The organism is Streptococcus pseudoporcinus LQ 940-04, assembly GCF_000188035.1.
GTDB lineage: Bacteria > Bacillota > Bacilli > Lactobacillales > Streptococcaceae > Streptococcus > Streptococcus pseudoporcinus.
The window spans coordinates 445,493-470,903 of the sequence record NZ_AEUY02000005.1 but is presented as its reverse complement, the minus strand read 5'-3'; the positions used below and the strand labels follow the sequence as shown (position 1 = coordinate 470,903).

The window sequence follows — 25,411 nt, the reverse complement described above, 5'->3', positions numbered from 1 at the left end:
TACTAAACTTGGAAAACTCCATTTTAGAAATGGTTAGAGGAGGTCAAAAATTGATTTTACACCATGCGAAGGTTAATATTCCTTATGTCATCGTTAGTATCAATTTACCTGAAGATAGTGTCAGACACCTTTCACATTTAGGCTTAAAGATAGGCAGTCATCTGTCCTTGATTTCAAAGTCCAAGAAGAGTGCCATTGTGATGCTAAAGTCTAGTCGCTTAGCTTTTGATGAGTCTATTTTAAGCAAGATTGACGTGATTGAAAGTCAAGAAATCGTTACAGCCTTACCGTTATCAGACTTAGCAGTTGGGCAATTTGCCTACGTTGATAATATTTTTGCACACGACGAAGTCAAGCGTCGCCTCATGGATATGGGCTTGACACGTCATACCAAACTTTTTTTGAGAAAGGTAGCTCCCTTGGGGGATCCAATAGAAATCACCCTACGTGGCTATGAACTGACTTTGAGAAAATCTGAAGCGCAACTGATTAGTGTCGTTAAGATAGACAGTTAGGAGGGAAAATGACAGAAATTGCACTGATTGGGAATCCTAATAGTGGGAAAACGAGTTTATTTAATCTTTTAACGGGCACAAGGCAACATGTTGGTAATTGGCCGGGTGTAACAGTTGAACGTAAAAGTGGTATGGTTAAAAACCATAAAGATATTAAGGTTGAGGACTTACCAGGCATCTATTCAATGTCGCCTTACAGCCCTGAGGAAAAAGTGGCCCGTGATTATTTGCTTGGCCATTATGCAGATAGCATTTTAAACGTTATTGATGCTACAAATTTAGAACGCAATTTGTATTTGACAACCCAGCTAATTGAGACGGGACTTCCGGTTACAATTGCTCTTAATATGAGTGATGTATTGAAAAGTCAAGGGAAAACGATTAATAGTGACAAGTTAGCATATCAGATGGGAGTGCCGGTTGTTGTGACTAGTGCTTTAAAAAATACAGGCATTGATAAGGTTATTAAAAAAGCCAGTCAAACGACAAAGGATAAGATTGACAGAATTCAGTATCCCAACTATGACCCGAGGTTTGAAGCTGCCATTACTCAAATTATTGATTTGCTGGGTGAGACGGTCCCGACACGATGTCGTCGTTTCTATGCTATTAAACTATTTGAACGAGATAGTTTGGTAGAAGGAGAGCTAAATTTATCTCATGCTCAAAAACAAGGCATTAGTGATATTATTGACATCACAGAAGAGATTTTTACTGAGGATTCTGAATCAATCGTCATCAATCAGCGTTATACATTTATTGAAAAAGTGAGTAAAATGGTACAAAATCAGACTTGTGATTTTAAAATGTCCATGTCTGATAAAATTGATAGGGTGGTCACTAGTCGCATTTTGGCCTTGCCGATTTTTGCACTTGTCATGTTTTTAGTTTATTACTTATCCATTCAAACAGTAGGAGCAATCGGAACAAATTGGGTCAATGATGTTCTTTTTGGGCAGTATGTGCCGGAATTCGTATTAGCTAGTTTAAAAGTACTACAAGTCCAAACCTGGCTCCAATCACTTATTGTTGACGGTATTATTGCTGGGGTAGGGGCTGTTCTTGGTTTCTTACCTCAAATCTTTGTTCTTTTTATCTGCTTAGGCATTTTGGAAGATATTGGGTATATGAGCCGAATCGCTTTTGTTATGGATCGTATTTTCAGACGGTTTGGTCTCTCGGGTAAATCTTTTATCCCAATGTTAATTTCAACAAGTTGTGGTGTACCAGGGATTATGGCTAGTCGAACAATTGAAAATGAGCGTGACCGTCGAATTACAATTATGACGACAACTTTTATGCCTTGTTCAGCCAAGTTGGCTATTATTGCTGTTATTGCAGGGGCTTTCTTCCCCCACAATCCGTGGATTGCACCAAGTGCCTATTTGATAGGAATGCTTGCTATTATTTTATCAGGAATTGCTCTTAAGAAAACGCGTTTTTTAGGAGGCTATACGAGTCCATTTATCATGGAATTACCGAGTTACCATTTGCCAAGTGCTAAGACTGTTTTGCGATATGCATCTAGTAAGGCCATGAGTTTTGTTAAGCGTGCAGGAACAATAATTTTTAGTTTGACGGTTTTGATATGGTTTATGAGTTCCTACAATCTTACTCTGCAAGCAGTTAATACCCAAGAGAGTATCCTAGCTAGTTTAGGCCGGCTCTTTGCTTGGGTTTTCACCCCCTTAGGTTTTGGCAATTGGAAAGCAACGGTTGCTACTATTACAGGACTTGTGGCTAAAGAAACGGTTGTTGCCACTTTAGGGATCCTTTATAATACTTCTGGTGCTAGTGGAAAGGCTCATTCCTTATGGACCAGTCTTCAGGGGAATTACACAGCTTTAGCTGCTTATTCTTTTTTAATCTTTAATCTGCTCTGTGCTCCCTGCTTTGCTTCTATTGGCGCTATCAAACGTGAAATGGGAAATAGAAAATGGACCTTTATAGCCATTGGTTATCAAACAGGTCTTGCCTATTTTGTTAGCTTCATTTTTTACCAATTTGGCTTAATTCTTTTTTATGGTAAAGCAGTAACTCTTTGGACCGGCCTAGCCTTTGTTGCTGCCGTAGCAATGGCCTATTTTGTCATCAGAAGACCCGACCATACTAAGACACAAGCTATTAGTCTAGATTCCTTAAATACAATTTATCATTAATGGAAAGGAAGAAACTATGTCAACCTTTATTATTGCAAGTCTCATTGTAGGTGGGGTCATTCTAGGGATTTCTAGTTATCTTAAACAGAGAGGCTCTTGTAATGATTGCAATTGTTCTTGTCCCGTTAAAGGTAAAACAAAAGATGATAAAAGTGTTTAAGAGGACCCCTTTTTATCCTGGTTAGTGCTATTGGACAGGAAAAAGGTGAGCGGCTTATAGGCTGCTCACCTTTTTTAGTATAAGAATGGATGAAGGGCAGAGAAAGGGTCTCTTTGGAGGACTTTCCTTTGTAGAGGGTAGATGTTGCGGTTATTCTAATTGACAATCCTTTCCTGTGCTAGGTTAGCGTGTTTAGAGCCTTTGTATAGCTCGTAGATCATCCAAATGAGAATAAGTATAATCAAAACGATAAGAATAGAAGCAATATGATCAGCAAGTACTAGTTGATCATGAGTTGGATGGTCGCCCCAGAAGCTTTCGATTTGTTCTGGTAATCCCTTCATATTAAGGTAAATCAAACCAATAACTGAGGTCCAACCAAGTAGTTTAATGATCCAAGTGTTTTTGAACTCTTCTTTCATTTCGACCTTACTATCAGTGAAAATGAGGAGGGGAAGCATTGAAAAGGGAAGTGCAAATGCTAAGAAGACTTGGGAGTTATTCATTAAGTTGTTAATGGCTATGTGTTCTTCTACCGTGCTTTTACCACTAGTTATTAAAACACAAATCATGACAGGAATAACAGATATAAGACGAGTAACTATGCGTCGAAGCCAGATAGGAACTCTCATATGAATGAAGCCTTCCATGATGATTTGGCCTGTTAATGTACCAGTTATGGTAGCATTTTGCCCAGAAGCTAAAAGAGCTATCGCAAATAGTAAGGACAAGATACCAGAACTAGCAACATGTGCTAAAACAGAGTTGCTCATAATACTAGGGTTAGAAAGGGCTTCAAACAATCCAAAGAAAGAGGGATCAGCGACGCTTCCGGTTTTAAAGACAGCAACGCCCATGATTAGGAGCAAGGAATTAACAAAAAAAGCAACAGTTAATTGAATATTGGAATCTAAAGTAGAAAATTGAATTGCTCTGGCAATATCATCTTTATTGCGATGATCAAGTTTTCGGCTTTGAACAATTGAAGAGTGTAAATATAAGTTGTGTGGCATAACCGTTGCCCCAATTATACCAAGGGCACCAGAAAGCGGGGTCTGTCCATTAACGCTATGGCTTGTTGAAAAGGCATCAGCGCTAGGTACAATTCCTTTAATGATGTCGGTCCATAGAGGGTGGGAAAGGGCTACTTGATAAGCAAATACAAAAAATATAACTAAAATTAAAGCAAGGACCAAAGCTTCAATCTTTCTAAAGCCAATTTTGGTTAACAATAACAAAAGTAAGACATCAAATACTGTGATAAAAACAGCAACTGCCAGTGGGATATGAAATAAAAGATATAGGGCGACAGCTCCACCGATTACCTCAGCGATATCTGTTGCCATAATGGCTAGTTCTGTTAGTACCCATAATAAAATGCCTAATTGTTTGCTAGTTCGAGCTCTGATGGCTTGAGCAAGATCCATTTGTGAAACGATGCCTAGCTTAGCAGACATGTACTGTAAAAGCATGGCAATTAAGCTGGACATTAAGATAATTGAAATGAGTAAATAGTGAAAATTTTGTCCGCCGGTTATTGACGTAGACCAATTTCCGGGATCCATATAGCCGACAGCGACAAGAGCCCCTGGTCCTGAATAGGCAAGCAGAGTTTTAAAAAAGCCCATTCCTTTTGGAACATCAACGGTTCCATTTATTTCTTCTAATGAAGGACCATTGGCATAGTTGATTAAACGAGGTTTTGATATTTTATCATCATTTGGTGAAGTCATAGCGGAGTAAACCTTCCTAAAATAGTAGACCTAATAAGTATATTAAGGATACTTAATTTTAACTCAAAAATAAAAAATATTCAATATTTAATCTTTTTACTTTTCAAGAAATCAAAAAAGCAGCATTTAAACAGTAGGGAAACTGGCACTATTAGACTTGATTGAAAAAGAAAAAACCTTAGAAATCTTGATTAGGGTAGTTTCTAAGAGTTCTTTCGTAAAGACTGACAAAAGGGTGAAGGTCATTGCCTGAAATTGGCCTTCCCTTCAACCCGAAATATGACTCAATAAGAATGATTTTTGGGGTAGGCCTAGGTCCTATTAAAAATGAAAGAGATCATTGAGGTTTTCAGCCATAGTTGGATGTGTAAAAATTTGGTTTTGCAAGTAGGTATATGGAATCTTATTATCCATGGCCATTTTGATGAGATTTATCAACTCTGGGGATTCTGCACTTAGTAGGGTTGCGCCTAGTATCAGGTGAGAATCTGCATCAACGATTACCTTAAAGAAGCCCCTTAGGTCACTGTTAACATGAGCTCTAGGCATATTAGCTACCATTAAAGTATTTGATTGGTAGTTCACTCCTTGTTCTTTAGCTTGTGTTTCGTCGATGCCCACACGAGATAAAGGTGGGTTTAAAAAGATGGTGTAAGGGACATGATGACGTTTTTTTGTTGAATAATCACTATTGCCCTTTAAATAATTCCAAACAATGCGTGAATCATCTAAGGAAATATAAGTAAATTGTAAGCCACCGTTGACATCACCAACAGCGAAAACCTTAGGAACGGACGTTTGTAAGAACTCATCTACCTGAATTGCGCCACGTTCTGTCAGTTTAATATCGGTATGTTCAATACCAAGGCCGGTAATGTTTGGTTTTCGACCTGTTGCATGGAGAACAGCATCAAACTCATACTCCCCATTTTCAGTTACCAGGATCACATGATTACCGTCATTTTTTACTTCAGAAATATGGGATTGTAATTCAAATTGCACCCCATTTTTAGCCATGTATTCGGCTACTTTAGTTGAAACAAATTCTTCTTCTCTAGCAAGGATACGTTCTTGTGGATCAAAAATACTGACGTGCGTTCCCATTTGACTAAATAGACTCGCAAACTCAAGACCAATATTGCCCCCACCAATAATTCCTAAAGTCTTGGGCTGGGTTTTAAGGTTTTGAATACTTGTGGAGTCATAGACATTAGTTGATTCAGTTAATCCTTTAATTGGTAAGGTATTTATGACTGATCCGGTATTAATGATAATAATCTCAGCAGTCAGTTCTTGACTGTCCCCATTAGCTGATCTTATTTTAATCACTTTATTAGAGCTAAAGGTAGCGTCGGCATTAAAAACATCAACTGTTTTGATATCATCAAGCATTTTAAAGTTTTTAGCTCTTAAACGACTAACGACAGCATTTTTCTCTGCTATGGCTTCATCAAATCCATGATGTGTTTCAATAGAATGAATCAGTACTTTAGTAGGGATACATCCTATATTGATACATGTCCCTCCATACATTGTGTCATCTTTTTCAATTATAGCGACTTTTTTACCCTGAGCTCCAAATTTTGAAGCAAGTGTTTTACCTGCTTTTCCAAAGCCGATAACAATAACATCATATGTTAGCATAATGATTTCCTCCCTAATCTTCTTAATTAATTAAATTATAGCACGGTGGGAGCTGAGAGTCTCATTTTTGAAATGGGGCGCAGAAGAAAGGGGATTTATTATTCCGGATTCGGCTCTTTTGGTGGAATCAATAGGCTAGAAACTAGGAGGGGGGGTCTGTCTTAATCTTAGATTTTTTTGTCTGTAAGATCCTCAGTATATCCTAATGTGTAGGGAGTTTATGTTTTCCTAAGGATGACTTAAGAATTATTTTATAATTAACTTAAGGTTACTTTAGTTTTGACTGCTATACTTAATTCATAAAATAAATAACCCAAAAGAAAGAGGTCTTTAAAATGAAAAAGAACAAACATGTAACTCCAGTCTTAGCAACTAACACTTTGAAAGTTGGGCTTGTATCAGCTCTATTCGCCGGAGGTGTATTTGTAGCCCTTGGCTCAGCTCCATCTGTTTCAGCAGCTACACATTCTGGGAATACTTACAAAGCGTCACAGCGCTTAACAGATGACGAAATCTATGAGCGTGCAAAAACACTTAAGTTGCCAAAATATATCAGCGGTTCACTCTATGGCATTCTTAACCAAAATTCAAGCGTTACTTATCCAAAAGATGAGGATAATGTGACACAACCAGAAACACCTAAAGAAACAAAACGTTTAACAGATGACGAAATCTATGAACGTGCAAAAACACTTAAGTTACCAAAATATATCAGAGGTTCACTTTACGGTATTCTTAACCAAAATTCAAGCGTTACTTATCCAAAAGATTATTAAGTAACTAAGATTAGGATTAAGGAGTAATACTCTCATGGACTCATTTAGTTCTTACTGAATTGATAGGTTCATTTAAAGGGATATTTGGCTCAAATAAAAGTTAGTGTTATACTGGAAAAAGTATAACACTAACTTTTTTAATCAAGGAGAATTTATGACCTACAAGATATTACTAGTTGATGATGAGGTATCCATCACTGATATTAATAAGCGCTATTTACAACAGGCTGGCTACCAAGTTACTGTTGCAGGTGATGGTGCTCAAGCATTGGCTAAATTTAACCAATATCAGTATGATTTAATTATTAGTGATATCATGATGCCAAATATGGATGGTTATGATTTCATTGGGGAAGTTTTGCTTGCAAAACCTAATCAACCTTTTCTTTTTATTACCGCTAAGGTATCGGAACCAGATAAAATTTATTCATTGAGCTTAGGGGCAGATGACTTTATTTCCAAACCTTTTAGTCCACGAGAACTTGTATTACGGGTCAAAAATATTCTTAATCGGATTTACGGAAAGACCAATGAATCCCAGTGCTTGGTTATTGGAGATCTGGTGATAGACCAGAGTACACGGGTAGTCAAGATTGCAAATCAGAATCTTAATCTAACCAACAAGGCTTTTGATTTATTGTGGATTTTAGCTAATCATTCGAACCATGTTTTCTCAAAAACAGAACTTTACGAGCAGGTGTGGGGAGAAGAATACTTGGATGATACCAATACCTTGAATGTACACATTCATTCTCTACGCAACGACTTAGCAAAATATAGCACGGATCAGACCCCCACTATTAAAACCGTCTGGGGGCTAGGATACAAGTTAGAGGGGTAAGATGAGACTAAGAACATATATTGTCATCGGCTATTTAGTATCTATGTTGATTACTATTGCTGGTTTAATTATTGGTTTAAAGCAAATGCTTATCACAACCAAGGACATTTCATATATCTTATTAATAGCAGTGATTGCCTCCTTAGCAGGGGGAATTGTGAATATGTTGCTTTTAACAAATGTTTTTTCATCTTTAAAAAAATTAAAGGAAAAGATGCAAGCCATCTCGCAAAAGAAATTTGATCGTGATCATCTTATCAAGTCTCCTTTAGAATTTAAAGATCTAGAAGCAACTTTTAATCAGATGTCTTCAGAGTTAGAAGCTAGTTTTGAATCATTGAATGAGAGTGAGCGTGAGAAATCAATGATGATTGCTCAGCTGTCACATGATATTAAAACACCGCTGACTTCCATTCAAGCTACTGTGGAAGGCATATTAGATGGTGTTATCCCAAAAGAAGAGGAAAAAGACTATCTGAATACTATTTCACGACAAACGAATCGCCTAAATCAATTAGTGGAAGAGTTACACGTGGTTAGCTTAAATGATCAGAGGCAGGAAGTTAAACAGACTTCACAAGTTATCTACATTGAAAAATTACTTATTGAGATTTTGTCAGAGTTTCAATTAACCTTAGAGCGGGAAAATCGTACGGTCAATATCGAAGTAGCACCTGAGGTCGTAAAAATAAAAAGTCAATATGAGGCTTTGTCTCGTATTATGTTGAATTTAGTCAGCAATGCCATTAAGTATTCAGAGGTTGATACGGCTTTGACTATTAAAGCCTATCGCCAAGATCAAATGGTTCGAATTGATGTCATTGATCAAGGACAGGGAATTAAGGAGGCAGATTTGCCCTTGATTTTTAAACGTTTGTATCGTGTCGAAATGTCTCGCAATATGAAAACGGGAGGTCATGGACTGGGACTCTATATTGCTAAGCAACTAGCTCATCAACTGGGTGGAGATATTTCTGTTGAGAGTCAGTTTGGAAAAGGGAGCTCCTTTTCTGTATTCTTGCCAGTTTAGTGAGATTTGGTTATTGAGATGTGGCTTTAGCCTAGGACTAGTTGTTGCTTTTTTTAGAGAGGAAATGGTCATCCTGAAAGATTTAGCTTGCTTATTTTAGAGAATAGCTGGCCGCCATCTCCTTTTGTAGCGGCATTAACAGCCCAGTCCCTCTTAGCACTTGTTTTGTGGAAGAGTTGAGCAGCTCATTATAATCATAAAACGGGCATTATTTCTCGTTTTAGTTAAAAAATATCCTTTAAGGATAAAAGATAAGTTATAATAATTAAAAAAGAAAATGTCTATTTTCTATAAAGGAGACCTTTTGAATTGTCTATATCAGTATTAAAAGTGGGAAGAGATAAGACGGCATTTGATTTGTTTGTTGAGCAGCATCCTTATGGGAACCTTTTACAGACGAGTTCTTGGTCCCAGGTGAAAAGTAATTGGCAATCCCATCAACTTGCATTTTACCGTGATCAAAAATTAGTAGCTTGTGCCTCTGTTCTCATTAAAACAGTTATTAAAAATATTAGAGTTGCATATGTACCGAGAGGGCCCGTAGTTGATTATGGGGATCCTGAGTTAGTAAAAGATGTTTTTAAAGAGTTAAAAAATTATGCTCGTAAAGAAAAGTACCTATTACTAAAATGTGATCCTAATGTTCTATTTGATAGGGAAGATCTTAAACAAACAGCCTACTGTCAGCAACTGATTGAAGATTTTGAAAAGATAGGCTATTCATGGACAGGGTTAACTTTAAATTTAAGTGATACTATCCAACCTCGCTTCCAGGCTAATAAATACTTAAGTCAGGATTCTTTCAAGGATTATCAAAAACATGTCAACCGCTTGACCAAGACGGCAACTAAAAAAGGAGTTGAAATTATTAAAGGTTCCGAAGAAGAAGTCAAACTTTTTTCGGAGCTAGTGGTTCGGACAGAGCAACGAAAGAATATCCATTTACGCAATTATGATTACTTTGAAAAGATAAAAACGATCTATGGGAATAAAGCAGAATTTCACTTTGCAACCATTAATAGTGATAAGCAACTGGCAAAGCAAAATGAACGCTTGCTGCAACTAGAGAATGCTTTGGCAGAAACACCAGAACATCAAAAGAATCGCTTAAAAGAACTTGGACAACAAAAAGCTTCCGTTCTCAAACAAATTGATGAATTGACAGTTTTGTCTGAAAATAGTCCTAGCCAATTGATTATTGCAGGTGTATTAGGAATTCGTTTTGCGTCTGGTATTGAATTACTCTATGCTAGTATGGATGAACGGTTTAAACATTATTACCCTCAATACCTTTTAGACACAGAAATTTTCAAGACCTGCCATCAAGAGGGGCTCAGTTGGGCTAATATGGGAGGTGTTGAAGGAAATCTTGAAGGTGGTTTATCCGTGTTTAAGTTATCATTTAAACCAACTATTGAAGAATATATTGGAGAATTTAATTTATCTGCGAATCAGCACCTCTATCATTTAGGTAACAATGTCTACAGAATTTATAAAAAACTAGCAAAGCAGATAAATGTGTCAAAAAAACTGATCATGGAAAAAAGCAAAATAAAAATCAGTAAACCTAAATGGGGCTAGATTTAAATGAAATGGCTTACTAAGGGTAAAAGGCTAAAAAACTGAGGTAACCACTAGTTAAAATAGTAAAAGAACCGAGCTCTATATAGAACTCGGTTCTTTGCTTGGCAATAGTCTGGAGGCAACATCAAGTGGCCAGAATGGTCGACTCAATGGGTGACTATGTTACATTTAGCAGTTTTCCCTTAATGATAGTAATCACTTAAGTTAGTGTCGTGCATCAAAAATAGCGATTTTTAGGATTTGGCTTCAAATGATGGTTAAACGATAGTCAATGCGAGACAACTAGTGTCTTAATCCAAAGACTTAATTTGTTCTTGATAAGCTTCTATCATGCCCCATACACTTTTTTGGTTGATATCAAGGTCATTGTTAAAAGAATACCCTAAAATTGTATGTGCTCTTGTATCTCCGGACACAATAATAAAGCCTGTTGGAAAGAGAGAATAGATGTATACTTCACTACTTGTATGACTATTATCTAAAGGATAAATTAACTGCTGTACACGCACATCGTTATGTTGTGGGTTTGCTTGACAGAATGTCTCAGCTTCCTGATGTGCTTGTGCTTCTGTTCTAACGAAATCCATAGCTATACTAAGGTTTGATTCCGACAACGGCACTTTGGTAATCATTGAAGCCACCAGCACCGCCACCAGTACCAAGAGCGGAAGGATTTAGAGCATCTAGTCTGAAGAATCCATCAGAAACGCCGCCCCAACCCCAGTTAACGTGGTAGAAGTCGTTTCCGTCAGCACCGTCAATAACAAAGGCATGTCCACCTTCAGTACCAACACCTTGGTAGTAAACTGGTTGGTTTTGTGCTAATTCATTGTCAATTTGTGTTTCCCAATCTTCTTTGCTAAATGATGAGCGTTTAATTTCGTGAACAGATTGGGCATAGCCAAAGTTTTCTTTCAAAGCTCTTTGAACAAGAGGGCTACCTGCAGAACCACTGGATGGGCCGTAGTCCATGTCTACTGAAATACCGACATCAGACATTAATTCTGAAATAGCATTCTTTTGGACATCGCTTTCACTTCCTGAGTAAGCAGGTAAGATATTGTTCCAATTGTATTCTCTGTTGGAGATAGCTGCAAATAAGGTCTTAGGATGATTGAAGTACGGGTTGCTTGATTTTATAGTGTAGGTATGATCTTGTAGCCCTTTGTTTGGATAATTATGGTATTTCATAATTTGTACAGTTGCAGTAGCTACACATCCTGTTGCTGAATTTTGACCTACGTGAGACCTTTCTCCTGGTGCTACTTTTTCAATAACAGGTGTTAAGAGATTGTAAGGGTTTCCTTGATTATAGTGGATACCTTTGGCATCAAGAAGAGAGTTAACAACGGGATGTTTAATGTCAGTGGTATTATTGTAGGTAACGTCTATTTTTTTATTTTCTGAAATTTGTTTAGCATAACTTTCAATAAAGGAAGCAATGTTTTCTTTATTATTGGCATCGAATGAGCCTTTTGTAGAATAGCCTAAAATCTCTGGAGAACGTTTATCGGCAGAAACGATGACAAATCCACCAGTAGAGATGTTATAGACATACATGTTAGATTGAGAAAGTTGGTCATTTAATGCTACTTTATCTAATTTAATGTTGTGGACATCGCCCCCAGCTTTTGCTTTGATAGATTCTGTTTTTTGAATAAAGGTGATAGCTGAGTCTTTAGCTTCTTGTTCATTACGACCAAAGTTTTCAGATGCAAAAACTGGATTAGCAAGGACAAATCCACTTAATGTTAAAATACTTAATAACTTAATACCTAATTTCTTTTTGTTCATGATTAAAACCTCCATAAAATAAGTTAGCTTAATACGTTTATAACCTAACAGTACATTGGACACACCTCCAGACTTAAAAATGAGGCCGTCTAATGCTTTCATTTTTGCATGAAAACATTTCTTGGCTCCCGAATTAAAGCACTAGTAATGATGATGGATTCTACTTATCTCTTATAAGGTCTAGATAAATCCTTGTCATACCACTGAGACTTGATAAGGTCGAGAAAGATTTAGCCTAGGGAGTGATTAAATAGCATTTCCTTTTCCGGAAATAGTTTTTTTGCGGATCTGTCATGGGGTAGACTTTTTTGAGATCTTGGCTTAGAGGTTAGGTAATCTTTTTTTGGAATATTTGTCACCTAGTGAAACCTACTTTGTTATGATCACTACAATTTATAAAACCTCACTTTTCAGTGGTCTTCTCCTAATTATTCATCTAAAGAAGGCAACTTTTTAGTCATGATTGCGGACAATAATAACCTATTATAGTTGACAATGAGGTTGAAAATACTGATAATAAGAAGTAAGCCAATTAATCTGTTAGTCAACCATTTTAGTTGATTCCCTATTCTTAACCACCATCATTTTGCCCTGCACCTACAGAAACAATAATAATAACCACATAACACGTACCTCCTTTTAAATTCCTTTTAGCTATATATTAAAACAGCCTGGGATTAAATAGATGATTTGTTACGCATTATGTACAATAGTAACGTATTTTTGACATAAATTAAGGAGGCTTAAAATGGAACTTGGCGAAACCGTCGAATTTATTAGGCATTCAAAAAATATTCCTATTAAACAAGTTTGCGGTGATTACTTAACCAGACAGACCTATCACCGTTTTATCAAGAACAATCTTGATATTTCTTCTACAAAGTTACTGTATATCTTGGATAATCTAAATGTAAATGTTGATGAATTTCTCTTTATTAGTAATAATTTCAAACGCTATCAAGAATTTACTGATATGGATACAGCTAAACAATACTTTGAAACGCAAAATATATCAGGATTAAATCACATTCTGGAGTCCTACAAAGATAGTAAATCGACCGAAGAAAAAAACCTTTTTGCTTTGGTAAAGGTTTTATTGGCTATGTTAACTAATGAAGATTGTCTTAAAGAGCGCCTCTATCTGTCAAACTATCTTGTTAATATGGAAACATGGAGTCATTATGAAACGGTACTGTTTAACAACTGTATGTTTATTTTTGATTCTAATTTCATTGAAATCATTTTTTCCAAAGTTATCTTAAACCTTGATAGATATAATACATTGAGGTGTTATGGAAATGAGTCTATTAGAATGTTCGTGAATATGCTTATCCTATTTATTCAAAGAGAGGAGTACCACAAAGCAGCCGATATTCTAGCACAAATTAAAAATTATAATTTAAATGAAGATTGTTTGTATGAAAGGTGCTGTATTTCCTTTTTTGAGGGAATCATTGGTATGATTTATGGTCAAAAAGGAGCTGAGCAAAAATGCGAAAAAATATTACAGGTTTTTCAATTATTGAATTGTAAAACAGTCCATAAAATGTTTAAGTCCTATTTACAAGATATTAAAAATAAAACTTAACCTTTTCACATGCTAATCGAGTCTATTGTGAAAAGGCAAGCCCCTTTTTAAGTTGTAAGGCCTTGACAGTTATAATAAATTTTTTAGTATCTTATATCACCGCCTATCCCATCTTTTAAGTTCAAAAAGAGGTAGGAAGACACAGAAGAGCCTTTATTAAAGGCTTTTTTGCGTGTGGTTGGAAGCTTGATGATGATTGGTGGTTAAAACTTAGGAAAGTTTGTGACAACTGTTATGAGAGGGCTTTTTAAAGTAAAATTATTATAAAATGTTGACAATTAGATTAATTAGCGTTAAGATTAACTGGTTAAGAACCGGTTAAGAACCGGTTAAAAAATTTATAAAGGAGCCTTATGAAAAGAATAGTTTTAACTTTTTTTCTGATCATTGGTTTGTTTGCTACTTCTGGCTGTCAGAAAGCGGTCAAACCTAGTTCTGATCGGCATGGACTATCTATTGTAACAAGTTTTTATCCGATATATGCCATGACAAAAGAAGTCTCAGGAGATTTAAATGATGTCAGAATGATTCAGTCTGGTGCTGGCATTCATTCCTTTGAACCCTCGGCTAATGATGTTGCAGCCATATACGATGCAGATTTATTTATTTACCATTCACATACTTTAGAATCCTGGGCAGATGACTTAGATTTTAATCTTAAGAAAACTAAGGCTACTGCCTTTGAAGCTTCAAAATCATTAAGTTTAGATAGAGTTAATGGGTTAGAGGACGTCGAGGTAACAGAAGGGATTGATCCAGCAACCCTGTATGATCCTCATACTTGGACAGACCCTGTTTTAGCTGGAGAAGAAGCATTAAGTATCGGAAAAAAATTGAGTCAAATAGATCCCAAAAACGCAGAATACTATAGCAAAAATGCTAAATCATTTAAGCAGAAAGCAGATCAGTTAGCAAGGGAGTATCAGAAAAAATTTAAAGCCGTAAAATCGAAAACCTTTGTAACCCAGCATACAGCCTTTTCTTATTTAGCCAAGCGTTTTGGCTTGAAACAGTTAGGAATTTCGGGAATTTCCCCAGACCAAGAACCATCTCCACGTCAGTTAACTGAGATTCAAGCTTTTATTAAAGAGTATAAGGTGAAGACGATTTTTGCAGAAGACAATGTTAGTCCGAAAATTGCTCATACTATTGCCAAGGCAACTAAGGCTAAGGTTAAAAGGTTAAGTCCATTAGAATCTGCCCCACATAGTGATAAATCATATTTAGAAAATCTTAGAAAAAATATGGAAGTTCTTTATCAAAGTTTAAAATAAAAGGAGATAGGATTTGAAAAAGAAATATATTTACGCTGGTTCCGTCGCTGCTATTTTACTAGCTAGTCATATGGGACTTTACCAATTAGGTAAGCATCAAGTAACTACAGCTGCTAAAGATAACAAAATTGCATACGTCAATGATATCAAGAAAAGTAGGCAAGCATCTAAAAAAGATAAAACCATGGATCAGGTTAGTGCTGAAGAAGGTATCACTGCAGAACAGATAGTAGTTAAAATTACTGATCAAGGCTATGTGACATCTCATGGCGATCATTTCCATTTTTACAATGGGAAAGTACCTTATGATGCTATTCTTAGTGAAGAATTAATAATGACTGATCCTAATTATCAGTTTAAACAATCTGATGTCGTTAATGAAGTCTTAGACGGTTATATCATTAAGGTAGATGGGAAATACTATGTTTATCTCAAGCCGGGAAGCCAGCGTAAAAATATTCGTAGCAAACAAGAAATTGCAGAGCAAGCTGCCAAGGGATCTAGAGAAGCAAAAGAAAAGGGCCTAGCTAAGGTTTCACATCTTAGTAAAGCAGAAGTTGTAGCAGTTAATCAAGCCAGAAGTCAAGGACGTTATACGACTGATGATGGTTATATCTTTAGTCCAACCGATGTGATTGATGACTTTGGCGATGCTTATTTGGTTCCGCATGGTAATCATTTCCATTATATTCCCAAAAAAGATCTATCCCCAAGTGAATTAGCCGCTGCGCAGGCTTATTGGAGTCAAAAAAATGGTGGAGGCTCAAGAAGCTCACATCATACTGGTTACCATCCATTCCCAAATTCAAGCTCTCATCGTGAGACTGGAGGACATTGGACTCCGGGTCATGGATGGCATAATGGAAATCAATGTTCTTCATCACACAGACCAAGTGGAAGCTCCTCTTCTGATAAACAAAATAATAGTGGTTATGAGGGTAAATCATTTAAAGAACTTTTAGATCTCTTGCATAGGATGGATTTAAAAGATCGCCATGTTGAATCAGATGGACTGATATTTGAACCAACACAGGTAGTAAGGGCTAATGATTTTGGTTATGTTGTCCCTCACGGAGATCACTATCATATTATTCCTCGTAATCAATTGTCAGCCTTGGAAATCTTGCTAGCTGACCGCTATTTAGCAGGCCAAACACATGATACTCCAAAACCACATCAACCAGATAAAGATAAAACTAAAAAAGTCATTCATACTTTTTTAGGGCATTCTATTAGAGCTTATGGTAAAGGGCTTGATGGTAAACCTTATGATACTAGTGATAACTATGTCTTTAGTAAGGAGTCTATTTACTCTGTGGATAAATCAGGAGTAACTGCTAGACATGGCTCTCATTTTCACTATGTAGGGTTTGGTGAATTAGAACAAAATGAACTGGATCAAGTTGCAGAATGGTTGAAAGCTAAAGGGCAAGATAAGGAATTAGCAAAATCATTAGAGGGAACAGAAGAAGAAAAACTCCCATTTGATGCTAAAAACGTTAGCCGTAAAGTTGTGAACGAGGGTAAAGTCGGTTATATGATGACTAAAGATGGTAAGGATTATTTTTATGATCGTGATCATCTTGATTTAACCCAAATTGCTTTTGCAGAACAAGAGTTGATGCTTAAAGATAAAAATCACTATAAATATGATATTAAGGATGACGGCATCAAACCAGCACTCTTAGTAAACCTTGATAGCTTACCAATGCATGTTGGCAATGCTTCTTATGATACAGGTGTTGAATTTATCATTCCTCATATTGACCATATCCACGTGGTGAGATATGATAACCTTAAAAAAGAACAGATTGCGACAATTAAATATTTAATGAGTCATCCAGAAGTTCGACCAGAGCCATGGACTCAGCCACATGGTAAAGGAGAGAAGAAGACTCATACAGAACAACCTAAATATATTGTTAATGTTACACCAGTAGAAAAACGCCATGGACTTCCAAATTGGATGATTATTCATTCAGTGCAAGAGGTTCAACAAGCCCTTAAAGAGGGGCGCTATGCTAGCACAGACGGCTATATTTTTGATCCTCAAGATATTCTTGATGCAAGAACATTTGTCTGGAGAGATGGTTCCTTCAGTATTCCAAGAGCTGAGGGTGGTTCTCTAAGAGCTATCAGGAAAAATGACCTATCTGATAGTGAGTGGCAAAAAGCTCAAGAGTTTGTTGCTAAGAGAAGGGCATCAGATGCTGCGCGTGAGAAAAAAGCGGATAAGAAGTTGCCATCTGAAAAACCATCTGAAAAACCATCTATCCCAAGCGAGAATTCAGCAGCTAATGAAACAAAAGCCACTGAAGAAAAGCCACATGTGCCACTACCAAAAGAGAAAGAAGTGACTCTTCCAGAAGCAGATAAACCTGCTGCAGCTCAACCTTCAGAAAGCAATAGTTTACCAACGTCTGGGGGAGATAGAGCAACCTTAGAAGCCCCTGTTAACCAGCTAGCTCCAAAAGAAGGAGTTGATCCTAAGTAGATGACCTTCTTACCGATTGGTGTGTCATTGATTGATAAAGGTGGTTATACTGTTTTATATGATATTAGAAGCCTCCAAAAAATAGGTTAATTTGACTTTTTCTAGAGCTAACGGAGAGGTTTCAGTGTAGTGAGAGAAATAATTTTTGAAAGCAGATGACTTAATAAGGAATAAAGCCATATAGTAGAGACTATTTACAATTAACGAGTACAAGAAAGTCAACTCCTTATAGTCGCCTTACTCAGTTCTAATATCTAGCCTTTTAATAGCCTATGGTCTACCTTTTAGGGGAAAAATGAGGCGATATGATGATAGAAGCAGGAATTGTGAAACAGCAATTTCTGCTTTTATAATAGCTTTTTTCAATTATTAGCCTATGGTTTACTGTTTCGATAGCGACTATAATGAGGGAACCGAGAACTTGACTGGCACAGGTTAATCATTTTTCGGTACAAATCTCGTTATGATATAATTATTTTGAGGGTTTTAACTCTTTTTAAGTTAAGCTATTTGTGTTAGAAGTCAGTTAGAGAGAAATAACATGAGAAGTGAACAAGAGATAATGAATTTAGTGGTAACTATTGCCAAGCAGGATGATAGAATTGAAGCTGTTCTCTTAAACGGATCACGTGCTAATCCTGAAGCTGTAAAAGATAATTATCAAGATTACGATATTGTTTGGGTCACGAATTTCATTGAAGATATTATTAGTGACCCTGATTATCCGAATCAATTTGGTGATATTCTCATCATGCAGAAGCCTGATGAGACTTCAGAGACAGATCACTATGACTGCTTTGCTTATCTTATGCAATTTAAAGATATGACCAGAATTGATTTAAGGCTGATTAAGCCTGAATCTCTAGACACTCATTTAAATGATGCCTTTTCGAGGGTCCTTTTAGATAAGAAACAAGCTTATGGTAGCTACCATTTTGCACGTAAAGAACTGTATGAAACCAAGCAATTATCTGAAGCTGGTCTCAATAGATTATTAAAGGAAATATATTGGGTCAGCACATACGTTGTTAAAGGTTTAATAAGAAGGGATTTTATGTATTCTGAATTTATGATATCACATCCTATTAGAACAGCCTTTATAGAAGTTTTGAAGCAAGATATCTTAGCCCAGAAAGAAGTAAAAACCTTATCATTTGGAAAATATGATAAGGGGATCATTGAGTACATCGTAGATGAAGATCAGTTTCTAAAGTTATATAGCAACAAATCTTTGGAAGATATCGAAGCTAATTTAAGATTTATCCTTACTGAAACAGATAAAATAGCTAGAAAAATTGAACAAAAGAGAAAGGTCAATCTTAATCATAATGATTATGTAGCCGCAATGATTGTGATGGAAAAACTGTTAGAAAATAAAGAAAGAAATGGTAACTAATGTTTTACTGATAAAAGGAGTTCTATGACCACGACACTATATTTTATACGCCATGCTGAGCCGAATTATGGAAACCATGATGATTTATCTCGTGAATTGACCGAGAACGGGCGAGTGGCAAGTCAAGCACTCATTGAAGTTTTTTCTTCAATTCCAATTGATGCATTTTATAGCAGTCCCTATAAACGGTCTATTGATACTATCCTTCCACTGGCCAATAGCAGAGCAAAAAAGATAGTTATGATGAATGATTTACGGGAACGTAAACTTTCAGCCGAATGGATAGAAGATTTTGATGCTGTTGCTAAAAAGCAATGGGAAGACTTCAATTTTAAGCTTCCAAATGGTGAAAGTTTAAAAGAAGTTCAAGAAAGAAATATTAAGGTTTTGCATCACATAATATCAGAATCAGAAAATCAAACAGTTGTCATTGGGACACATGGCACAGCCTTATCTACCCTCATTAATGCTTACGAATCAGGGTTTGGTTTTGAAGAATTTAATGCCATCAAATCTATTTTTCCATGGATAGTCACTTTTGAGTTTCATGACAAGGCATTAAAGAAAATAAGTTACTGATATCAATCAGGAGCAAAAATTGTGAATGGCTTTATTGTCCTAGATCATTTGCTTATAAAAAGAGTCTGGGACAAAAAGATATTAATTTTTGAGATTCCCTGCCATTAATTTTTCCAATTGATAAATGAAACCCAAAAAAGCGAACAAAACTCATTTTCTGATACTCAGAATACTGTCTTGTTCGCTTTTTATATTTGAGCTTAGACTTTTGTCTCAACCTCTTGATGTTTTATTTTTTAGGAGTGGCAGTACCAGTCAAGTAATCGAGATTAACGTTAGGAGCAGTATTTTCTAAGACTACTGTTGTCACGCCATTTTGGTCACGATGTTCTTTAGTACTATTTAAGTTTATAGGTAATAATTTCCCAGATGAATCAATGCCCACGTATTGCAATTCAATTTGGCGAGGAAGGAGTTCATTGCCTTGATAGATTGGAGTTACTTTATAGTCTAACCAAAAATCAGGGTGTAATGCAAGCCAAGAGTCTAAACGATTTTCATAGTATAGCATGCCATCAGGATTACTGTCATTTGTTCCTGTATAAGCTCCAGTATTTAACCAAGTAGTGATAGCTACTAGGTTTCTAGGCTCATCATTTAAGCCACAGAATTGATAGCCGACTAAATGGCCACGGTTCATTACCCATGCCTTTTTTGTTCCATCTCCGTATGGGAATTGGTAGTTATGCCAGCCCACAGGATCATAATTGATTTTAGTACGTTTATCTTTTGTTTCATGTCTATCTTGAAGTTGTATGTGTGAGGAAGTTGCGCGGTGTAGATTGTCTAGGTCGTTAAGTTGTAGTTGGTATTCACCAGTAAATGGGAGTATTTTATTGGATATAGCGCTCGGTGAATGCGAGTTTACATGTGCTAGGTTTGGATGCGTCAGTGTTCTATCAGCGTCAACACTCGTTGTCGTTATAGAAAGGGAAAGTAATAATAAAACAACGGTAAGCAAACTTGTCTTTTGTTTAGATAATTTCATAATAACACCTAAACCTTTCCGATTTTAGCTTTTAGAGTGGATCAATTATTGCACTTTACGAGTTAAGTATATCACTTTTAATTAAAAAAATATGATATTAATAAAATTAATTTAAGGCAAATGTTGTTCTAAATGTTCTTTTATTTTAATTTTTAGGACAAAAAGCGCTTTCTTTCAACATGTGTTTATAATAATCCGTTTTTTTAATAAAAATTTGTCTTTTTCTTTTAATGATCACATGTTTAAAAGGCAAGTAAAAAAGAAGCATTATAATCATTAGATTATTCTTATTCAAAAAACCTTTTCCTGTCTCCTTTTTGTGGTCTTTGAAAATCGATACCCTAAATATTAAGCAACCTTAATTTTTATATTATTTACAATATGATAAAAAATTAAGCTATCTTCATATTTGGTATTGAAAGGCCGATAACTTTATGGTAATATACGATTAAGCGGACTCCTAGCAAGTCCTTCTCGATGCAAAAAAGTTAAACTTAACTTTATAAAACAGTGGTGTTGAAGCAGGAGATAGCTTCTTCCCAGAAAGTACAATATATTCCCAGAAACATCCCAATAGAAGTCGGATTTTGAACACATCTACCTTCTGTTGGGAGGCTTTTTTGGTGCTAAAAACCCTCTTATTTTCTGGAGGTGTTTAGAATGTTAAAGTCATAAAGACATGATGTCTATTTCTAGAAAAAAACTGGTAGCTCGGCTTTTGCAATAAGTATTGAAAAGAACACCCATTTGCTAAAGTAAATTCATAATGCTAACGCTTTACGATGAGAAAGGGATGGCAAGTTGTTTTTGAAGAAAATGAGAGTTACAAGGCTTATGCCAAGCCAGCACTTAACTGTAGCATCAAGCAGAGAAAAGTGTCAATCTGGAATAGTTTAAGGATACTATTGTCAGTCAATTATTAGTGGAAACAATTGGCTCTTAGAAAGGTTTTACCACAATGAAAAAACATATTAAAACGATTGCTTTGACCCTTACTACAGTATCAGTAGTTGCCCACTGCCAAGAGGTTTATGGCTTGGAAAGAGAAGAAGTGCCAAGGCAAGCGCAGACCCCGTCTTCGTCAAATGATGATTGGTTTGATGAGGACACTAGTGGTGATTACTTAGGTGTCAACAAAGAATCTTCGACTATTGATCCTGTTGTCACCGACCTCTTTTCTGATACGACTCCCCCTCATTCCGAAGTACAGGGACAAGAAGAAGCCAATACCGCACCAACAAAGGAGGCTTCTGAAGAGGTAAGTGAAGAACCTCAAGATAGACCAAAAAGCCATTCTGAAGTCAAAACTGAGCAAGACAAAGAGTCACATCTTTCTGATAAAGTGGATACGACTGCCCCAACTTGGGAAGCGACTGACTTTATTACTAAAGGAGACACCCTTGTCGGTTTTTCAAAATCAGGCGTTGAGAAGTTATCTCACACTGGTCACCTCCTTCTACCGAGTCGGGCAGCAGATGGTACAGTTTTGACACAAGTCGCTAGTTTTGCATTTACCCCTGATAAAAAAACAGCAATTGCCGAGTATACGAGTCGAGTGGGAGAAAATGGAAAGACAAGTCAATTAGATGTTTCTCAGAAGGAGATTATTAATGAAGGTGAAGTCTTTAATGCCTATAGGATAACTAAAGTCACGATTCCAAACGGCTATAAACATATCGGCTCTGATGCATTTGTGGATAATAAAAACATTTCTGAAATTATTTTGCCAGAAAGCCTTGAAAGTATTTCTGATTATGCTTTTGCCCATATGTCTTTGAAGCAGGTGAGACTACCAAATAATCTGACATCTATTGGAGAATTAGCTTTTTTTGATAATCAGATTACAGGGACTCTTTATTTACCTTCTAAATTGACCCGCCTAGCAGAACGTTCCTTCAAGTCTAACCACATTCAAGCTATTGAGTTTGGTGGGAATGAGCTGAAAGTGATCGGAGAAGCGAGCTTCCAAGATAATGATTTGACGACTGTGACCCTACCTGATGGCCTTGAAAAAATAGAATCGGAAGCTTTTACAGGAAATCCAGGCGATGACCATTACAACAATTATGTGGTCTTACGGACAAAGACGGGTCAAAACCCACATCAGTTGTCGACAGAAAATGTTTATGTCAACCCTGGTAAGGCTTTATGGCAAGAGGGTCATCATCTTGACTATAGCAAATGGTTGGAGGAAGATTTTACTTACCAAAAAAATGTGGTTACAGGCTTCTCAGCTAAAGGATTGCAAAAAGTAAGGCGTAATAAACATTTGGAAATTCCAAAACAATATAAGGGAATAATCATTACTGAGATTGGGGATAATGCCTTTCGCAATGTGGATTTTTACAATAAGACTCTACGGAAGTATGATCTAGAAGAAGTGAAATTGCCATCCACGATTAGAAAAATCGGTGCCTTTGCTTTCCAGTCTAACAGTCTCACATCATTTGAAGCCAGTGAAGATTTAGAAGAAATCAAAGAAGGTGCCTTTATGAATAATCGTTTGGCAACCTTGGAACTCAATGATAAACTCACAACAATTGGAGACGCGGCTTTTCATATCAATCACATTTATGCTATTGTTATCCCGGAATCAGTGCAAAAGATAGGACGCTCAGCCTTTCGCCAAAATGGTGCAAAGAACCTCATCTTTATGGGGAATAAGGTCAAATCTCTTGGTGAAATGGCCTTCCTCTCAAACGCTCTTGAAAGTTTAGATCTTTCTGAGCAAAAGCAGTTGACAGAAATCCCTGTCCAAGCTTTTTCAGACAATGCACTGATAGAAGTTATCTTACCACCAGCCTTGCAATCAATTCGTGAAGAAGCCTTTAAAAAGAATCATCTGAAAGAATTGAATGCTTCGTCTACACTATCGTATATTGCCTTTAATGCTTTTGATGAAAATACTGGTGATGATCACTTTGATAAAAAAGTGGTGGTTAAAACAGTTAACAATTCACATGACTTAGCAGACGGAGATCAATTTGTTGTTGACCCAATGAAGTTGGCAAAAACAACAACAGATATTGCTGACATACTAAAAAGAATTGCTCATTTGCCTTATCAGGAACTTCGTCAGACGACCCAAACTCAATTTAAAGAAATAGCTGCTGCGGGTAGACGACTACAGACTAAAAAGAATCTTAGTCAGGGTGAAAAGCTGAAGTTTCTTCAAGATGCTCAATTTTTCCTTGGTCGTCTTTCCTTGGATAAACTTTTAGCCAAAGCAGAACAAACACTGGTATCTAAAAAAGGAGCAGAGAATAGTGACCTTCTTGAAAGAACTGTTGGTAAAGCTAGGTTAGCTTATAATAACAGTGCTGTTACGGAAACTAAACTTAAGCGTTTAGAAAAAGAGTTGGATTTACTGACAGGGTTAGTTGAAGGTAAAGGTTCCTTAGCACATGCGAAAATGGTTCAAGGTGTTTATCTATTAAAAACGCCCCTGCCCTTACCTGAATACTATATTGGTTTAAATGTCTATTTTGATCAAGCAGGCAAGATAATTTATGTACTTGACATGAGTGACACTATTGGCGAAGGTCAAAAAGATGACTATGGGAATCCTATTGTAAATGTGGACGAAGATAATGAAGGCTACCACGCGTTAGCAATAGCAACGTTGGCTGACTATGAAGGGCTTACTATTAAGGATATTTTAGAAAGCAACCTTGATCAGCTTAAAACTATTCGTCAGGTTCCGATGGCAACTTATCATAGATCTGGTATTTTTCAGGCTCTTCGAAATGCAGCCGCAGAGGCAGAACAATTACGACCTAAAACAGATAAGCATAAGCAGAAATCAAGGTTAACTCAGTCAGCGACAGCAAAAAATGAACATTCTCAAATTTATTCTGACCCTACGAGATTACCGTCTAGTCAACACTTAAATAAGGCACAGCCTTCAGGAATACTGCCTAGAACAGGTTCTGAAAGCAACCCTATCTATACTGTTTTAGGCTATCTTAGCCTAGCTCTGCTTTTTCTAATAAGTCTAGGAAGAAAAGGAGATATAAAACTGCCTAGGGATGGACGACATTAAGTGATGCTTTGGAATCCTATCAATTAACACGAAAAAAGCCTTATTATAAGGCTTTTTAAATTTGCCAGTATAGGGGTAGAGCACAATTCTGCAAGGAAGGGACTTAAATATGTCTTTTGTTGTTTTTTGGTAATTCTTCGATTGCCAGTTTTCTTTTCAATTATCAATTGTTTTCTCACTAACTACTATTTTTGAAAAAGTTCTTCACGGATAAACAACTTACCTTTTTCTCATTTATTATTAAAAAATCAGAACTAATAAGTATTGATAAAATTACTATTTTTACTTTAGGCATCTTCTGCAAGATCAATAGAAGCCTACCTTTTTGTCTATAAGGCCTAATCTTGGATTGACTGTTTGTGAGACTAGCATTAATTTATTGCTAGAGGCTTGCTCATAGCAATGGGAAGGGTTTACATTTTAATCTTTTTTTACTATAATTAAGTGATAAGAGTTGGGTGCTTGTTACGTTACAATAGTACAAGAGCTAGCCTTCTACTATCGCAACTTTTTAAGGTTACTTTAAAAACAAGTTCTTTTAATTCTTATCAGTTGTTTATTTGTTAGATAAGGAGGTAAGCGCTATGTTACAATTTACTTCAAATATTTTAGCTACTAGTGTAGCCGAAACAACTCAAGTTGCTCCTGGAGGCTGCTGTTGCTGCTGCTGTACTACTTGTTGCTTCTCAACTAATGTTGGTGCTGGTAGTGCTCAAGGTGGTAGCGGAAGCTTTACACCAGGTAAATAATTGATTTTGCATCTCTATGGGGGATTGATATCAGCGGAACTGGTTTGCTAGCGACTCAATTACTA

Annotated in this window: 18 protein-coding genes and 1 pseudogene; 14 read left to right on the top strand and 5 right to left on the bottom strand. The window is 36.4% G+C overall.

Annotated features, from left to right (window positions below):
- Positions 1 to 29: 29 nt before the first annotated feature.
- The 3 genes from STRPS_RS03565 to STRPS_RS10600 are packed head-to-tail and all read left to right on the top strand — an operon-like array spanning position 30 to position 2,834.
- A complete protein-coding gene (locus STRPS_RS03565) occupies positions 30 to 515 on the top strand; it encodes a FeoA domain-containing protein (RefSeq protein WP_408646530.1) in 486 nt (161 codons plus the stop codon).
- An 8-nt stretch (positions 516 to 523) separates the two neighbouring features.
- Entirely contained in the window at positions 524 to 2,674 is a 2,151-nt protein-coding gene (gene feoB / locus STRPS_RS03560) for a ferrous iron transport protein B (RefSeq protein WP_007895538.1), read from the top strand.
- Positions 2,675 to 2,690: 16 nt separating this feature from the next.
- The gene (locus tag STRPS_RS10600) at positions 2,691 to 2,834 is read left to right on the top strand and encodes a hypothetical protein (protein WP_007895483.1); all 144 of its coding nucleotides are present in this window, start codon (positions 2,691 to 2,693) and stop codon (positions 2,832 to 2,834) included.
- 155 nt (positions 2,835 to 2,989) lie between these two features.
- On the opposite strand, the gene STRPS_RS03550 is transcribed toward STRPS_RS10600, so the two are convergent.
- Positions 2,990 to 4,567, bottom strand: coding sequence for an Nramp family divalent metal transporter (locus STRPS_RS03550; protein ID WP_007895338.1), 1,578 nt, complete (start codon positions 4,565 to 4,567; stop codon positions 2,990 to 2,992).
- 321 nt (positions 4,568 to 4,888) lie between these two features.
- A complete protein-coding gene (locus STRPS_RS03545) occupies positions 4,889 to 6,211 on the bottom strand; it encodes an FAD-containing oxidoreductase (RefSeq protein ID WP_007895370.1) in 1,323 nt (440 codons plus the stop codon).
- 335 nt (positions 6,212 to 6,546) lie between these two features.
- Here STRPS_RS03545 and STRPS_RS03540 point away from each other — a divergent pair, with 335 nt between their 5' ends.
- From STRPS_RS03540 to STRPS_RS03525, 4 genes are all read left to right on the top strand, one after another.
- A complete protein-coding gene (locus tag STRPS_RS03540) occupies positions 6,547 to 6,987 on the top strand; it encodes a hypothetical protein (protein ID WP_007895290.1) in 441 nt (146 codons plus the stop codon).
- A 154-nt stretch (positions 6,988 to 7,141) separates the two neighbouring features.
- Complete coding sequence (locus STRPS_RS03535) at positions 7,142 to 7,828, top strand: response regulator transcription factor (protein WP_007895458.1); 687 nt, start codon at positions 7,142 to 7,144, stop codon at positions 7,826 to 7,828.
- A gap of 1 nt (position 7,829) precedes the next feature.
- The gene (locus STRPS_RS03530) at positions 7,830 to 8,858 is read left to right on the top strand and encodes a sensor histidine kinase (RefSeq protein WP_037598905.1); all 1,029 of its coding nucleotides are present in this window, start codon (positions 7,830 to 7,832) and stop codon (positions 8,856 to 8,858) included.
- Positions 8,859 to 9,167: 309 nt separating this feature from the next.
- Entirely contained in the window at positions 9,168 to 10,439 is a 1,272-nt protein-coding gene (locus STRPS_RS03525; RefSeq protein ID WP_007895328.1) for a peptidoglycan bridge formation glycyltransferase FemA/FemB family protein, read from the top strand.
- Between the two features lie 293 nt (positions 10,440 to 10,732).
- Here STRPS_RS03525 and STRPS_RS03520 read toward each other — a convergent pair whose 3' ends face one another.
- On the bottom strand, positions 10,733 to 11,035 hold the full coding sequence (locus tag STRPS_RS03520) for a Spi family protease inhibitor (protein ID WP_171011276.1): 303 nt from the start codon (positions 11,033 to 11,035) through the stop codon (positions 10,733 to 10,735).
- 1 nt (position 11,036) lies between these two features.
- Positions 11,037 to 12,236: a C10 family peptidase gene (locus STRPS_RS03515; RefSeq protein WP_007895373.1), complete on the bottom strand. Its 1,200-nt coding sequence runs from the start codon at positions 12,234 to 12,236 to the stop codon at positions 11,037 to 11,039.
- Between the two features lie 748 nt (positions 12,237 to 12,984).
- Here STRPS_RS03515 and STRPS_RS03510 point away from each other — a divergent pair.
- The 5 genes and pseudogenes from STRPS_RS03510 to STRPS_RS03490 all read left to right on the top strand — a co-directional run bounded on the left by STRPS_RS03510 (position 12,985) and on the right by STRPS_RS03490 (position 19,567).
- Positions 12,985 to 13,824, top strand: coding sequence for an Rgg family transcriptional regulator (locus STRPS_RS03510; protein ID WP_007896135.1), 840 nt, complete (start codon positions 12,985 to 12,987; stop codon positions 13,822 to 13,824).
- 353 nt (positions 13,825 to 14,177) lie between these two features.
- Complete coding sequence (locus tag STRPS_RS03505) at positions 14,178 to 15,098, top strand: metal ABC transporter substrate-binding protein (RefSeq protein ID WP_007895572.1); 921 nt, start codon at positions 14,178 to 14,180, stop codon at positions 15,096 to 15,098.
- A 13-nt stretch (positions 15,099 to 15,111) separates the two neighbouring features.
- Positions 15,112 to 17,682: pseudogene (locus STRPS_RS03500) on the top strand (pneumococcal-type histidine triad protein).
- A gap of 451 nt (positions 17,683 to 18,133) precedes the next feature.
- Entirely contained in the window at positions 18,134 to 18,988 is an 855-nt protein-coding gene (locus tag STRPS_RS03495; RefSeq protein WP_007895530.1) for an aminoglycoside 6-adenylyltransferase, read from the top strand.
- Between the two features lie 24 nt (positions 18,989 to 19,012).
- Positions 19,013 to 19,567, top strand: coding sequence for a histidine phosphatase family protein (locus STRPS_RS03490; protein ID WP_007895624.1), 555 nt, complete (start codon positions 19,013 to 19,015; stop codon positions 19,565 to 19,567).
- Positions 19,568 to 19,796: 229 nt separating this feature from the next.
- Here STRPS_RS03490 and STRPS_RS03485 read toward each other — a convergent pair whose 3' ends face one another.
- Positions 19,797 to 20,555 (bottom strand): DNA/RNA non-specific endonuclease, encoded by a 759-nt coding sequence (locus STRPS_RS03485; RefSeq protein WP_007895348.1) that lies wholly within the window; start codon positions 20,553 to 20,555, stop codon positions 19,797 to 19,799.
- Positions 20,556 to 21,513: 958 nt separating this feature from the next.
- On the opposite strand from STRPS_RS03485, the gene hupY reads away from it, so the two are divergent.
- Positions 21,514 to 24,597 (top strand): leucine-rich repeat adhesin HupY/LrrG, encoded by a 3,084-nt coding sequence (hupY, locus tag STRPS_RS03480; protein WP_007895362.1) that lies wholly within the window; start codon positions 21,514 to 21,516, stop codon positions 24,595 to 24,597.
- A gap of 584 nt (positions 24,598 to 25,181) precedes the next feature.
- On the top strand, positions 25,182 to 25,346 hold the full coding sequence (locus STRPS_RS03475) for a streptolysin S family TOMM toxin (protein ID WP_007895464.1): 165 nt from the start codon (positions 25,182 to 25,184) through the stop codon (positions 25,344 to 25,346).
- The last annotated feature ends 65 nt before the right edge of the window (positions 25,347 to 25,411 follow it).

Bases quoted from the DNA above. Each gene is read 5' to 3' on its own strand.
- STRPS_RS03540 (WP_007895290.1), top strand. From the start codon at position 6,547: ATGAAAAAGAACAAACATGTAACTCCAGTCTTAGCAACTAACACTTTG.
- STRPS_RS03545 (WP_007895370.1), bottom strand. From the start codon at position 6,211: ATGCTAACATATGATGTTATTGTTATCGGCTTTGGAAAAGCAGGTAAA.
- STRPS_RS03495 (WP_007895530.1), top strand. From the start codon at position 18,134: ATGAGAAGTGAACAAGAGATAATGAATTTAGTGGTAACTATTGCCAAG.
- STRPS_RS03530 (WP_037598905.1), top strand. From the start codon at position 7,830: ATGAGACTAAGAACATATATTGTCATCGGCTATTTAGTATCTATGTTG.
- STRPS_RS03485 (WP_007895348.1), bottom strand. From the start codon at position 20,555: ATGAAATTATCTAAACAAAAGACAAGTTTGCTTACCGTTGTTTTATTA.
- STRPS_RS03515 (WP_007895373.1), bottom strand. From the start codon at position 12,236: ATGAACAAAAAGAAATTAGGTATTAAGTTATTAAGTATTTTAACATTA.
- STRPS_RS10600 (WP_007895483.1), top strand. From the start codon at position 2,691: ATGTCAACCTTTATTATTGCAAGTCTCATTGTAGGTGGGGTCATTCTA.
- STRPS_RS03565 (WP_408646530.1), top strand. From the start codon at position 30: ATGGTTAGAGGAGGTCAAAAATTGATTTTACACCATGCGAAGGTTAAT.
- STRPS_RS03490 (WP_007895624.1), top strand. From the start codon at position 19,013: ATGACCACGACACTATATTTTATACGCCATGCTGAGCCGAATTATGGA.
- STRPS_RS03550 (WP_007895338.1), bottom strand. From the start codon at position 4,567: ATGACTTCACCAAATGATGATAAAATATCAAAACCTCGTTTAATCAAC.
- feoB (WP_007895538.1), top strand. From the start codon at position 524: ATGACAGAAATTGCACTGATTGGGAATCCTAATAGTGGGAAAACGAGT.
- STRPS_RS03505 (WP_007895572.1), top strand. From the start codon at position 14,178: ATGAAAAGAATAGTTTTAACTTTTTTTCTGATCATTGGTTTGTTTGCT.
- hupY (WP_007895362.1), top strand. From the start codon at position 21,514: ATGAAAAAACATATTAAAACGATTGCTTTGACCCTTACTACAGTATCA.
- STRPS_RS03475 (WP_007895464.1), top strand. From the start codon at position 25,182: ATGTTACAATTTACTTCAAATATTTTAGCTACTAGTGTAGCCGAAACA.
- STRPS_RS03535 (WP_007895458.1), top strand. From the start codon at position 7,142: ATGACCTACAAGATATTACTAGTTGATGATGAGGTATCCATCACTGAT.
- STRPS_RS03510 (WP_007896135.1), top strand. From the start codon at position 12,985: ATGGAACTTGGCGAAACCGTCGAATTTATTAGGCATTCAAAAAATATT.